The organism is Candidatus Methylomirabilota bacterium (assembly GCA_036005065.1).
Taxonomy (GTDB): Bacteria; Methylomirabilota; Methylomirabilia; order Rokubacteriales; family DASRDR01; genus DASYQW01.
This window is the reverse complement of the sequence record DASYQW010000131.1, coordinates 1-12,590: the sequence shown is the minus strand read 5'-3', so window position 1 is coordinate 12,590 and position 12,590 is coordinate 1. Positions and strand designations below refer to the sequence as shown.

At 69.7% G+C, this 12,590-nt stretch carries 15 protein-coding genes; 10 read left to right on the top strand and 5 right to left on the bottom strand.

What is annotated here, in order from left to right; translation table 11 throughout:
• A partial coding sequence (locus tag VGW35_09510) for a pyridoxal-phosphate dependent enzyme (protein HEV8307892.1) occupies window positions 1-607 on the bottom strand: 607 nt, incomplete at its 3' end.
• 250 nt (window positions 608-857) lie between these two features.
• On the opposite strand from VGW35_09510, the gene VGW35_09505 reads away from it, so the two are divergent.
• From VGW35_09505 to VGW35_09480, 6 genes are all read left to right on the top strand, one after another.
• Window positions 858-1,685, top strand: coding sequence for an IclR family transcriptional regulator (locus VGW35_09505; protein HEV8307891.1), 828 nt, complete (start codon window positions 858-860; stop codon window positions 1,683-1,685).
• A gap of 75 nt (window positions 1,686-1,760) precedes the next feature.
• Complete coding sequence (locus VGW35_09500) at window positions 1,761-3,047, top strand: sugar ABC transporter substrate-binding protein (protein HEV8307890.1); 1,287 nt, start codon at window positions 1,761-1,763, stop codon at window positions 3,045-3,047.
• The gene (locus VGW35_09495; protein HEV8307889.1) at window positions 3,044-3,982 is read left to right on the top strand and encodes a sugar ABC transporter permease; all 939 of its coding nucleotides are present in this window, start codon (window positions 3,044-3,046) and stop codon (window positions 3,980-3,982) included. Before VGW35_09500 ends, VGW35_09495 begins: the two co-directional genes overlap by 4 nt.
• Before the next feature lie 9 nt (window positions 3,983-3,991).
• Entirely contained in the window at window positions 3,992-4,816 is an 825-nt protein-coding gene (locus VGW35_09490; protein ID HEV8307888.1) for a carbohydrate ABC transporter permease, read from the top strand.
• 9 nt (window positions 4,817-4,825) lie between these two features.
• The gene (locus VGW35_09485; protein ID HEV8307887.1) at window positions 4,826-5,467 is read left to right on the top strand and encodes an isochorismatase family cysteine hydrolase; all 642 of its coding nucleotides are present in this window, start codon (window positions 4,826-4,828) and stop codon (window positions 5,465-5,467) included.
• Between the two features lies 1 nt (window position 5,468).
• Window positions 5,469-6,857, top strand: coding sequence for an FAD-dependent oxidoreductase (locus VGW35_09480; protein HEV8307886.1), 1,389 nt, complete (start codon window positions 5,469-5,471; stop codon window positions 6,855-6,857).
• A gap of 203 nt (window positions 6,858-7,060) precedes the next feature.
• Here VGW35_09480 and VGW35_09475 read toward each other — a convergent pair whose 3' ends face one another.
• Entirely contained in the window at window positions 7,061-7,990 is a 930-nt protein-coding gene (locus tag VGW35_09475; GenBank protein ID HEV8307885.1) for an LLM class F420-dependent oxidoreductase, read from the bottom strand.
• Window positions 7,987-8,499: an NTPase gene (locus VGW35_09470; protein ID HEV8307884.1), complete on the bottom strand. Its 513-nt coding sequence runs from the start codon at window positions 8,497-8,499 to the stop codon at window positions 7,987-7,989. Before VGW35_09470 ends, VGW35_09475 begins: the two co-directional genes overlap by 4 nt.
• Window positions 8,500-8,636: 137 nt before the next feature.
• On the opposite strand from VGW35_09470, the gene VGW35_09465 reads away from it, so the two are divergent.
• Complete coding sequence (locus VGW35_09465; protein ID HEV8307883.1) at window positions 8,637-9,674, top strand: AI-2E family transporter; 1,038 nt, start codon at window positions 8,637-8,639, stop codon at window positions 9,672-9,674.
• A gap of 25 nt (window positions 9,675-9,699) precedes the next feature.
• On the top strand, window positions 9,700-9,975 hold the full coding sequence (locus tag VGW35_09460; GenBank protein ID HEV8307882.1) for a hypothetical protein: 276 nt from the start codon (window positions 9,700-9,702) through the stop codon (window positions 9,973-9,975).
• Between the two features lie 7 nt (window positions 9,976-9,982).
• On the opposite strand, the gene VGW35_09455 is transcribed toward VGW35_09460, so the two are convergent.
• A complete protein-coding gene (locus VGW35_09455; GenBank protein ID HEV8307881.1) occupies window positions 9,983-10,393 on the bottom strand; it encodes a putative toxin-antitoxin system toxin component, PIN family in 411 nt (136 codons plus the stop codon).
• Between the two features lies 1 nt (window position 10,394).
• Window positions 10,395-10,688, bottom strand: coding sequence for a type II toxin-antitoxin system prevent-host-death family antitoxin (locus VGW35_09450; protein HEV8307880.1), 294 nt, complete (start codon window positions 10,686-10,688; stop codon window positions 10,395-10,397).
• Window positions 10,689-10,900: 212 nt separating this feature from the next.
• Between VGW35_09450 and fabG the strand changes: the two genes are divergently transcribed.
• Together fabG and VGW35_09440 are read left to right on the top strand one after the other, a co-directional pair.
• Window positions 10,901-11,677: a 3-oxoacyl-ACP reductase FabG gene (fabG, locus tag VGW35_09445; protein HEV8307879.1), complete on the top strand. Its 777-nt coding sequence runs from the start codon at window positions 10,901-10,903 to the stop codon at window positions 11,675-11,677.
• A gap of 69 nt (window positions 11,678-11,746) precedes the next feature.
• The coding region (locus VGW35_09440; protein ID HEV8307878.1) for an AraC family transcriptional regulator at window positions 11,747-12,590 on the top strand (844 nt) is incomplete at its 3' end.

Sequence of the window (12,590 nt, the reverse complement as noted above, 5' to 3'; positions counted from 1 at the left end):
GCGACCGGGGGTCCTGAGCCAGGACCGCCCGGCCCGCCTGCGTCTCCGGCGACGGGCTCGGAAGCACGGACGCCCCCCAGGCCTCCATCATGAGCCGGCGGTACGGCTTCTGGTCGTACGAGACCCGCACCATGTAGACCTTGCACTCCAGCCCGAAGGCCTGGCAGGCGAAGGCGAGCGCGGAGCCCCACTGTCCGGCTCCCGTCTCGGTCGTGAGCCGCCGCACGCCCTCTTGCTTGTTGTAGTATGCCTGCGCAACCGCCGTGTTCGGCTTGTGGCTCCCGGCCGGCGAGACCCCCTCCCACTTGTAGTAAATCCGCGCCGGCGTGTCGAGTGCGCGCTCCAAGCGGTGCGCGCGGTAGAGCGGGGTCGGACGCCACAGGCGGTAGACGTCCCGCACGGGCTCCGGGATCTCGATCCAGCGCTCCTGGCTCACCTCCTGCTTGATGAGCTCCATGGGGAAGAGCGGCGCGAGATCCTGAGGGCCGATCGGCTTGAGCGTTCCCGGATGGATGACCGGTGGGAGCGGCTCGGGCAGATCCGCCTGGATGTTGTACCAGCGGGTCGGCAGGTCCTTCTCGTCGAGCTGGAATTTCGTCTGCGGCACGGGACCCTCCTCGGCAGGATGTCTTGAATGACGCGGGCTAGGCGCGCGAACGGTGTGAGTGAACTCTATCGCTCGGCCCGGCCAGTGTCAACCGCGCCGCCCCCTCGGCGGCGCTCTCGTCGAAGAGACGGGCGCTCGGCCGGACGGTGGAGCTGGCCCCCGGCGGGGGAGGAGCGGTCAGGGGCCTTGACAGGACGGGGGCACTTCGCTGTAATTCCAATGACCGACTCTGGTTCTGATCATCAGAACAATGCCGAAGCAGCGCCGAATCGCGCGGGATGGATTGGACGGCCTCAACGCCGGCCTGGCCGTCCTCGAGACCTTCGGCCCACGCGCCGAGCTGACGTTGACGGACATCAGCTCGCGCCTCGGCCTGTACAAGAGCCGCGTGTTCCGGATCTTGACCACGCTCAAGCGGCGCGGGTTCGTCGAGCAGCCGGCGCGCGGGGGGCCCTATCGGCTCGGTCTGCGACTGTTCGAGCTCGGAAGCCGCGTGGCCCGTGCGACGTCGCTGCACGCGGCCGCGGTGCCGGTGCTCGGCGAGCTGAGCGAGCGGAGCCGAGGCACGGTGGTCCTTCGAGTCCTCGATGGAGAGGAGCAGGTGACGCTCGAGTGCATCCACAGTCCCGAGGTGTTGCGGACATCCTTCCCGGTCGGCGCGCGGCTGCCGGCCACCTACGGCTCGACCGGGAAGGTGCTCCTGGGCTTCTTGCCCGACGCGGCGGCCGCCGTCCTCATCGAGCAGGCCGCCGCCCGCCCGGGCGGTGGGGCGCACCTCACAGACGTCGCGCGCTTTCGGCGTGAGCTCGCGATGGTCTCGGCCCTGGGCTATGCGGTCAACCTGGAAGAGTCCGTCGAGGGCGTTCGGGGAGTGGCGGCGCCTGTCCTGGGCAGTGGCGGCACGGCACTGGCCGCCATCGGCATCAGCTTTCCGGCCGCCCAACTCCCCCGGCGGGGAATCCCGACGGTGGCGCGCGATCTCTGCACCGCGGCCCGGGAGATCAGCCAGCGCCTGGGACACCTGCCACCGGTGTCCCGATTGATGCTCTCCCGTCCCCGCCATCGATCGTCCGGGTGACTCGTCATGCCTCCTCGCCTTCGGCTCGCCCACCCGGATCCCGGCCCACAACCAACTCGCAGAGGGAGCACGAACATGCGGTACCGGACGAGCATTCTCGCGGCGTGCCTCGGCCTCTTCCTCCCGCTGATGGCCTCCGAACCCGCAGAGGCACAAGACAAGAAGGTCACGTTTCTCATCCACCCCACGGTCTACGGCAACACCGGAGGGCCGAACGGGGTCATCCCGGCGTTCGTCAAGCGCACGGGTATTCAGGTCGAGGTCGTCACCCAGCCGATCATCCAGCTCCACGAGAAGGCGATGGTCGAGTGGATCGCCGGGACCGGTCGCTACGATGTGGTCACGGTGCTGGACAACTACTTCACCGACGAGATGGCGCAGTACCTCGAGTCCCTCGACCCGATGATCGGAAAGCTCCCCCCGAGCTACGAGTTCGGCGACATCATCCCGTCCTTGTTCGACGCCGTTCGGGTCGGCGGCAAGACCTACGGCATGCCCTTCCAGGGCGGGGTGGTCATGCTCTTCTACCGCAAGGACCTGTTTGACAGGTACCAGGTCGCCGTCCCCCGGACGCTCGACGACCTCTTGACCGCCGCCCGGAAGGTCTCGGCGGGTCTCCGGCGGGATGGAAATACCGAGACGTACGCCCTCGGCGTCCGCGCCAAGGAGGCCAACGTCGGCGCCCAGGACTTCCTGGTGTTCCACTTCGCGGCGGGCGGCAACCTCTTCGAGGACAACAAGGCTCGCTGCGCGCTCAACGGCCCGGCTGGAGTCGCGGCGGCCCGCCTCTACGCGGACCTGGTCAAGGAGGGACTCGTCCCCAAGGATCTCCTGGCGTTCGGCCGCGACGAGCTGATCGGGGCGTTCCAGCAGGGGCGCCTGGCCATGGCGGCCGCCTTCTCGACCTACTACGCCCAGTTCAACGATCCCAAGAACTCCAAGGTCAGCGGCCACGTCGGCTGGACCGTCATGCCGACCGCGGCCGGCGTGCCCGCGGGCCGCACCTTCAAGACGTTCTGGTACAACATGCTCGACAAGCACAGCCGCAACAAGGACGCCGCCTGGGCGTTCATGCAAGAGATGGCCGCCAAGGAACCGCAGATCCGGATGGCCAGCGCCTGGGGATTCGGGCCGGCCCGGGCCTCGGCCTTCGCCTCCCCTGACGTGCAGAAGATGTTCCCTCACGCGCAGGACTGGGGCCGGGCGGCCGCCGCCTCGGTCAGCGTGCCTCATCACCCGGAGTGGCCGAAGATCCAGGACATCGTCTTCGAGGAGCACGCCACGGTGCTGGCCGGGCGCCAGGCCCCCGAGCGGGCCGTGGCGCGCATGTGCGAGCGGATCCAGCCGCTGCTCAAGCGGTGATCGCGGAACCACACTCCGGCATCCACCGGCAGGCCCGCGCCGGGCGGGAGCGGCGGCGCCTCTCCGCGGAGCGGGCCCTGCCCTACCTCCTGATCACGCCGGCCGCGCTGGTCATCTCGGGAGTGTTCGCCTACCCCGCCCTGGACAACGCCTGGCTGTCCCTGTGGTCCTGGAAATTCACGGCGCCCCAGCGGGGCATCTTCGTGGGACTGGGCAACTACGTGGAGCTGTTCACCCACAACGCCCTGTTCCGTCAGGCTCTCGGGTTCACGCTGCTCTACACGGTGGTGACGCTCGCGGTCTCCCTGGTCCTCGGGCTCACCTCCGCCCTCGTACTCCACCCCGTCACGATCTCGCGGCGACTGCTGGTCGGCCTCCTGCTGCTCCCCTACATGATCTCGCCGGTCGCGGCGGGGCTGGGCTGGGGCCTCGTCTGGGGCCGCGAGTTCGGCCTCGCCAACTACCTGCTGGGCACGGTCTTCGGGATCGAGCCCGTCGCCTGGCTGGCCGAACCCGCCATGGCCGGGGTGGCGCTCATGACGACCGAGATCTGGCGCTCGGTGCCTTTCGTGACCCTGGTGCTTCTGGGCGGGCTGGCCGCCATTCCGGTCGAGCTCTCCGAAGCGGCGCGCCTCGATGGCGCCTCCGTCTGGCAGGAGCTCCGCCGGATCACGCTGCCGCTCCTGCTCCCCTCGCTCAGCGTCGTGATCATCTTCGAGACGATCTTCAAGCTCCGCGTCTTCGACCTCATCGTGGCCTTGACCGGAGGCGGCCCGGGCACCAGCACGCACTCCCTCGGGCTGGTGCTGTATCGCCTCTATTTCCGCTATTTCGAGGGAGGGACGGCGGCCGCGGTCGGGATGGTCCTGCTGCTCCTCGGAGGCCTGTTCGCCGTGCTCTATCTCAAGCTGGTGCCTGCCGAGGGCCGAGCCTGACCCAGGCCGATGCGCGCGCGGCCCCTCGCCCGGACCTCCCTCCGAATGCTCGTGGTGACGGTGCTCCTCGCCTTTGCCCTGATTCCGATCCTGTGGCTGGTCCTGACCTCCCTCAAGACACGGCTTCAGATCTTCGCGAGCCCGCCGCTGATCGTGTTCACGCCGAGCTTCGAGAGCTGGGCAAAGCTCCTGGGCCCGGGTCCGATGCGCGAGGCGCTCCTGAACAGCCTCGCCACCGCGTCCTACACGACCGCCGTGACGCTCCTGGTCAGCAGCCTGGCCGCCTATGCCTTCTCGCGGATGCAGTTTCGCGGCCGAGGGATCCTGCTGTTTTCGATCCTGGCCACGCGGCTCCTGCCGCCGATGAACAGCGTCGTGGTCCTGTACCTGCTCTTCACGCGGCTGCGGTTGAGCGACACGACCCTCGGCCTCGTCATCCTGTACACGGCGCTCCTGGTCCCCATCGCGATCTGGTTGCTGCGGGCGGCCTTCGACGCCGTACCCCAGGCGCTCGAGGAGGCCGCCTTCACCGACGGGTGTGGGCGCCTCGGCGCGCTCTGGCGGATCACCCTCCCGCTGGCCGCGCCGGGGCTGGCGGTCACCGCCATTCTGGTCTTCGTGCTGTCGTGGAACGAGTTCATGTTCGCCTACATCTTCACCAGCACGCGGGCCACCACGGTCCCGGTGTTGCTGGCGAAGGCGGTCGGCGAGTTCGGGGTCGACTGGGCCGACCTGACTGCCCAGGCGACGGTCTTACTCGTTCCGGTCTTCATCGTGACCATGCTCGCCCAACGCCACTTGATCAGCGGGCTCTCCGGCGGAGCGCTCAAGTAGGAGGCCGAGATGGAGTCCTGGGTCGCCGATGCCCTCGATCCCGTGAAGACAACCGTGCTCGTGGTCGACGTGCAGAACGATTTCTGCGCGCCCGAGGGGTGCTTCGCGCGCCAGGGGATGCGGATCGACGCCGGGCGCCGCATCCTGGCCCCCCTCGCGCTGCTCCTGGACAGCGCCCGATCCCACGGCGCGCAGCCCGTCTACCTGCGCTTCGTCGAGGATCCCCCCGGTCACGTCATCAGCCCGGCCTATGATCGCCAGCGGTACCGGGCCGGGGAGGCCCTCCGCTACTGCGTGGACGACTGGGGTCGCGCGATCGTCCCGGAGGTGGCGCCGCGACCGCGAGAAGCCGTGGTGGACAAGGTGCGGGCCAGTGGCTTCTTCAACACCGCCCTGGACACCATCCTCCGCTGCCGGGGGGTGACGACGATCCTGTTGACGGGGATGGCCACTGAATCGTGTGTCCTCGCCACCGCCATCGACGCGACGGCCCGCGACTACTATGTCGTGCTGGTGACCGACTGCCTGGCCTCTTTCAGCTCGGAGCGCCATGCGGCCGCGCTGGCGATCCTCGAACACAAGCACCCGGCAGTCACCGCGGACGAGCTCATGACCTTCTGGCAGCGGCGAGCCAAGGGCGACGGAGGATAGCATGGTGGACACGCACTACGACGTGGTGGTCGCCGGCGGCGGCATGGCCGGCGTGGTGGCCGCAATCGCGTCCGCTCGCCAAGGCGCGCGTACGCTCCTGACCGACCGCTTTCCCTTCCTGGGAGGAAACGCCACCGCCGGGCTTCTGGGCAATTTCCTCACCTTCCACAACATGAAGGGCGAGCAGATCTGCAACGGCATCCCCCAGGAGATCGTCGACGCGTGCATCAAGCTCGGGGGCTGCTTCCCCGACAACCGCGGGCACCTGCTCAATCCGTACGGCAATGCCTACACCGTCACCCCGGTGGATGGGGAGGTCCTCAAGCTCGTGACCCAGAAGCTCTGCGTCGCGGCCGGGGTCACGCTCATGCTCAACACGTACACGATCGCCCCCCTGGTCGAAGAGACCCGGGTCGTGGGCATTCGGGTCGTGAACAAGTCCGGCGAGCAGACGCTCCGGGCGCGGGTCGTGATCGATGCCACCGGAGACGCCGACCTCGTCGCCCAGGCGGGGGGCCCGTTCCTGCTGGGTGACGACACCGGCCGGACGATGTCCATCAGCCTGTTCTTCCGATTGGGCGGCGTGGACCTCGCCGAGCACCTCGCGTACGTGAAGCAGCGCCCGGACCAGTTCATGCTGGGCGAGGACCCGTTCATCGGGAAGACGCGCGAGGAGATCGCGGCCGGCTTGCGGCACTGGAAGGACTACCCGCTGGTGACGGGGTACTACGACGCGGTGCGGGAAGCCAAGGCCCGCGAGGAGTTTCACAAGAACCGGGAGCGAGTCGTGTTCTCGATCACCACGATCCCCGGGGTCGTCACGGTGAACTCCACGAGCATGCTCGGCCTCAATCCCACGGACGGCGAAGGGTTGACCCAGGCGGCGCTCGAGGGGCGAGAGCAGATCTTCGTCGTCGCGAACTTCTTCCGGAAGTACGTGCCCGGGTTCGCGGCGGCGTTCGTGCTCGATTCCGCAGCGGCGCTCGGAGTCCGGGAGAGCCGCCGCATCGTCGGGGAGCAGGTCCTGACCACCGAGGCCTGCCTCGACGGACGCACGTCCGACGCGGACATCGCGCGCGGCGCCTACTGCCTCGATGTTCACGAAGCCTCCGGGAGGATCGTGCACAAGCACGTGAAGGACGGCGAGGCCTACGGGGTTCCCTACGGGTGTCTCGTCCCGAAGCAGATCGACGGCATCCTGGTCGCCGGGCGAGCTCTATCGTCCGAGCGTTACGCGAACGGCTCGGTGCGGGTCCAGGCCCACATCATGGCGATCGGCCAGGCCGCCGGGACCGCGGGGGCCCTGTGCGCGGCCAAGGGATGGTTGCCGCGGGAGGTGGCGGTGAGCGAACTCCGGTCGCACCTGGTCCGGGACGGCGCGGTCGTCTGAGTGACCGAGGGCTCCACGACGCGTGGAGAGCCGGCCCGCGGTCGCCGAGCATGCTCCGGGTCGAGGACGCTTGACCGGCGCGACCTACCTCGGCGCCGGCCACCGAGCTCGTGGTGGATCGAGGCGTCCTCCGAGCGGCGGCTTCGCCGCCGCAACCCCTCCTGGGGGAGGCTTGGGAGGGGGCCGTCGAGACCCCCTCCCATTTACTGGCGGAGGGCGGGCAAGGCTTCCCGGGCGAAGCGCTCGATCTGGGCGACGCGTTCCGGCCAGCGGGGCACCATGAACTGGAGCGCCACGTGCTCCACTCCGGCTCGCCGGAAGCCCTGGAGCGCCTCGGCCACCTGCTCGGGGGTCCCCAGCAGGCGGTCCGGCTCCTGCGGCACCGGCTCGGGCGTCACCTCGACCGGCAGGCAGCAGGCCAGGTGGATGGCCTCCGGCTCCCGCCCCGCCTCCCGGGCCCAGCGGCGGACCTGCTCGAAGCGCGCGGCCAGCTCCCGCGGCGTGATCCGGACGAAGTAGGGGAACCAGGCGTCGCCGTGCCGGCCGGCGCGCCGCTGGGCCCGCTCCCCTTCCCCGCCGACCCAGATCGGGATCCGAGGCGTCTGAAGCGGCTTGGGCGCGAACCCGACCTCGGCGAAGCGGTAGTAGCGGCCGTCGAACCGCGGGCGCTGGTCGCTCCAGAGACGGCGGACGACCTCGAGCTGCTCGTCGGCGACCGCTCCCCGCTCCTTGAACGGCACCCCGAGCGCATCGAACTCCTCGACCATCCAGCCGACCCCGACTCCCAGGATCAGCCGGCCGCGGGAGAGGTGGTCGACCGTCGTGGCGATCTTGGCCCAGTGGAGCGGGTGGCGATAGGGCAGGACGAGGACGCTCATCCCGAGCTGGACCCGCTCGGTGCCGCCGGCCAGGAAGGCGAGGCAGGTGAGCGGCTCGAGGAACGGGACGTCGGGGGGGACGAAGAAGCGCCGGTCTTCGTTGTACGGGTACGGGGTGTGGAGCTCCCACGGGGTGACGATCCGGTCGGCCGCCCACACCGAGTCGTACCCGAGGGCTTCGGCCTGGCGGGCCGCCTCCATGAGGACCCCGCTGGCCGCCCGGCCCGAGATCGGAAGAAAGACGCCGAGCTTCATCGCAGCCGGTCCGCCAGCTCGCGGGGGAGCGCGTCCCGGTTGGACGGGGTGAGCGCGATGATCCGGACGGCGCGGTGAGCCTTGATCCGATCCGCCCAGGGGTGGGAAGCGAGGAGAATCGTGCCCAGCACGGTGGCCGGGCTGGCCAGGGCCTCCTCTACCGCCTCGCAGAAGGCGGCCGACGCCATCTCCATCTTCCCGATCTCGTCGATGACCACCAGGCGTCCCTCACTGACGGCCGCCCGGATCGCGGGCACGCCGATGCGATCGAGGGCGGCCACGTCCACGCCGTACTTCCCGACGCGGGGCGCGCCCGGGCGGTCCACGCGCGCCAGCGTGGCCCGCCGCCCGTCGAGGGTGCGCAGCGCGAAGCCCACCCGCGTGCCCCGCTCCCGGATCTCCTCGGTGACGAACCCGCCCGCCGGCCGAGCCACGCGCTCGAGCACCGCGCGGACGCACGTGGTCTTGCCCACGCCCGGGCGACCCGTCAGGAGGTATGCCCGCCCCATGCGACCGACCGGCCCCTAGTGTATCCTGCTTGAGGCCGCCACGGTGACCGCGCGACGCCGCGGCGCCTCGCCTGGAGGGGCCGGCATTGAGCGATTCCCCGGAGCCCGTCGAGCGCGCTGTCGAGGAGGCGGCGCGCATGCCGTCGAGCGCGCCCGCCGGGCCCGCCCCGGCCACCCCGTACGAGAAGGCGGCCTGGATCCTCGCCGCCGCCGCGCTCCTGCTGATCCTGTCCTACCGACTCGTCCCCGCCCTGGTGGCCGGGCTGTTCGTGACCGTCCTCCTCCACCGCCTGGCCCACCGGATCGCCGGGCCACGCGTGTCCCACGGCTCGGCCAAGCTGCTGGCCGCCGCGCTCGTCGGCGTCAGCGCGATCGGCATCGCCACGGGCGTCGCGCTCCTGCTCGTCGGCCTGATCCGCGGTCACGTCGGCGACGTCCCGGCCCTCATTCAGAAGATGGCCCAGGTGCTGGACGAGACCCGCCTCTGGCTCGAAGAGCGCGGCGGCCCCTCGTTCGTGCCCGATACGGTCCAGGACGCCGACCAGCTCAAGCAGGCGGCCGCGGCGTGGCTCCGCGAGCACGCCGTCGAGCTCCGACGAACGGGAGGCGAGCTGGGCCGGGCGATCGTGCACATCGCGGTGGGGATCGCCGTCGGCGTGCTGATCTTCTTTCACCCGCGCTCGTACACCCCCGGACCGCTGGCCCGGGCCCTGGCCGAGCGCGGCCGGCGCCTCGCCGACGCCTTCGAAGCCATCGTGTTCGCCCAGGTGAAGATCTCAGCCCTCAACACCGTGCTCACCGGGCTCTACCTGCTGCTCCTCCTCCCGATCCTCGGCGTCCACCTGCCGTTCGCCGGGACCCTGGTGGCCATCACGTTCCTCACCGGGCTCCTGCCGGTCGTCGGCAACCTCATCTCGAACACGGTGATCGTCGTGATCTCGCTCGGCGTCTCGGCCTGGGTGGCGCTGGGCTCGCTCGCCTTCCTCGTCGTGATCCACAAGCTCGAGTACTTCACGAACGCCCGGATCGTCGGGCGCCAGATCCAGGCCGCAGCCTGGGAGATGCTGATCGCGCTGCTGGCCTTCGAGGCGGTCTTCGGCGTCCCCGGCCTCGTCCTGGCGCCGATCGTCTACGCCTGGGTCAAGAAGGAGCTGACGGACCGCGGCCTCGTGTGAAACGAGAGGCCGGGGAGGACTAGACATGGAGTCGCGCGCGACGCGTGGGGGTCGGCGGCTGGCCGCCGTGCTGATCGGGCTCGCGATCCTCGGAACGGCCGACGGGACGCCCCAGGCGCAGACACCCGTCCGGATCGGCTATCTCCCGCTCCTCTATTACAACGCCTGGCACTATGCGGATCTCCAGGGCTGGTGGGCGGAGATCGGGCTCATGGGCCTCGAAGGGTTCGAAGCGCTCCCCAAGGAGCTGTCGGGCTGGATGCTCGAGCGATGCCGACTCCCACGCCCTGGAAGGGCGTGAAGGAGAGCTACGTGGACAAGAGTCCCAGGAAGGCTCGCGCGTCGACGATGGACGTTTCTCGGAACCGGCGGACGCTCAGGAGGTCCCTGTCGCCGGTGACGAGGTACTCGACGCCCCCGGCCGCGGCGCACCCAAGGAGGTGATCGTCGTCCGGATCGCGGCAGACACCGGGCGCCGGCTCGTCGGGGAGAAGAATTACCTCTGCGCGAAGCAGGTCGAGGAATGCCTGGCGATCAGCGGGCGAGATTCGATACTTCCGCGCGATCTTCGGCCGCCCGAGGACCTCGCGCACTTCTTCGAGTTGCTCCGCCGTCAGGAGCAGCAGGAACGCTCGCCGGCGCCACGCATCCACGAGCTCGCGCTGAGGCCCACGGGTGCTCACGAGGCTACTGATCAGCTGGTTCGTGTCCAGCAGCACCCTAAGCACGACGGCGGCGGCGGACCTGCTTCAGGGCCTCGCCCACGTCGCGTTGGATCTCGGCGTCGGAAACGCTCGGCAACCGCCGGCGAATACGATCGACGACCTCGAAGCGGGCCTCCCGTTCGGCGACCACCCGCTGGAACTCCTCGGCGCTGATGATGCCCACCATGGGGACCCCGGACTTCTCAACGAGCACGCGGACTTGGCCGCTCTGGACCTCCTTCATGATCTGACCCAGCTGGGTCCGGGCCGCAAGGGCTGGAACGATCTTAGTTTTCTTGAGCCTTGACACGGACTCCTCCTAAGTAGTACTGATTAGTACTGATCATAGCCGATGTAAACCGCCTGTGCAACCGGCCAGCCGGTGAGCCGACGCCGGCACCTCGCCCGCGGCAAGACCGCCTTCGGCTGATACCGGCGGCCGGATGTTTCCCCATCCGCCGGCTCGGGGGTATCATCGACCAGGCAGACTCATGCCCGGCGCCCCTGTCCGCTGAGCCTCTCGTGCGTCTCCAGGACCGCATGGCCCTCGTCACCGGTGGCGGGCGCGGCATCGGCCGCGCGATCGCCCTGGCCTTCGCCCGCGAAGGGGCCCACTTGGCGGTGGTCGCGCGCACGGCCCCCGAGATCGAGGCGGTCGCCGCCCAGTGCCGGGCGCTCGGCCGGCGGGCCGTCGCCATCCCCTGCGACATCACCGACGGGGCCCGGGTGGACGCGGCCGTGCGTGCGGCCACCGAGGCCCTGGGGCCGATCCAGATCCTGGTCAACAACGCGGGCCTCGCCGTCTCCGCCAAGCTGGCCGACACCGACGACGCCCTGTGGGCGCGTCACCTCGCGGTGAACCTGACCGGCGCCTTCTACATGAGCCGGGCGGTCCTGCCCGGGATGCTCGCCGCCCGGTGGGGCCGCATCGTCAACATCGCGTCCACGGCGGCCCGGCAGGGCTTTCCCTATGTCGCCGCCTACGTCGCCGCCAAGCACGGTCTGCTCGGGCTCACCCGGGCGCTGGCCGCCGAGGTCGTCGCGGCGGGGGTCACCGTCAACGCCATCTGTCCCGGCTACGTCGCGACCGACCTCACCTGGGAGAGCGCCCGGCGTATCCAGCAGAAGACCGGCCGGTCGTACGAGGAGGCGGTGCAATCCCTGGCCGCGTTCTCACCCCAGAAGCGGCTCGTCGAGCCCGAGGAGGTGGCAGCCCTCGCGGTGCTGCTGGCCTCCGAGGAGGCCCGCGGGGTCACCGGACAGGCGTGGAACGTGGACGGCGGGGCCGTCCAGTCGTGAGGCGGCCTCCGCCCCGAAAACCACGGGCGGCAGGCACAGGGGCGTTCACCGACGCGCTCTCACCGGACGATGAGGACGATCGACAGCGCGAGAAGCGCGCTATTCAGCGCGTGGTTCGCTGGCGAGGCGTATCAGAAACATCGCCACGACACGTATGCGATCGGTGTGACCGACTCCGGCGTCCAGGTCTTCGACTACCGGAGCTCCGTCCATGCGAGTACTCCAGGGCACGCGGTCGTGCTGTATCCGGACGAGGTCCACGACGGACACGCGGGCACCGACGAGGGATTCGGGTATCGGATCGTCTATGTGGAACCGTTTCTTCTCACGGACGCGGTACGGACCCTCCGCGGAAGGCCCTATTCGCTGCCGTTCGTGAGCGAGCCCGTGTCGACGAACGCGATCCTGTCGCGAGCCGTCGACGCGGCCTTTCGCGCTCCGCTGGAACCGCTGGCCGTGGACGGCCTCATCGTGGACCTGGCGCAAGGGTTGATGGCCGGAGAGCGGGGTGGTGCCGGATCCGTCATCTCCCGACGCGTCGACGTCCGGGCCATCGAACGGGCTCGGCAGTTCCTGGACGCCGAGAAGACCCGGGTCGTGCGTTCGCGAGAGCTGGAGTCGGTCACGGGATTGACACGCTACGATCTGGCGCGGCAGTTCAGGATCATGTTCGGGACCAGTCCCTACCGCTATCTGCTCATGCGCCGGCTCGATTTGGCCCGGGAGCGGATTCACCGGGAGCGCCCGCTGGTCGAGGTCGCGTTCGACGCGGGATTCGCCGATCAGGCGCACTTCACGCGAGCCTTCAGATCGGCGTTCGGACTGACTCCTGCGCGGTACCGTGCGTTGAGGGCGAGTCAGCGTTCGTCAGCCGCGCCGGCCTCGGACCTCCCCGCGAAGTCCTCGATGGGCC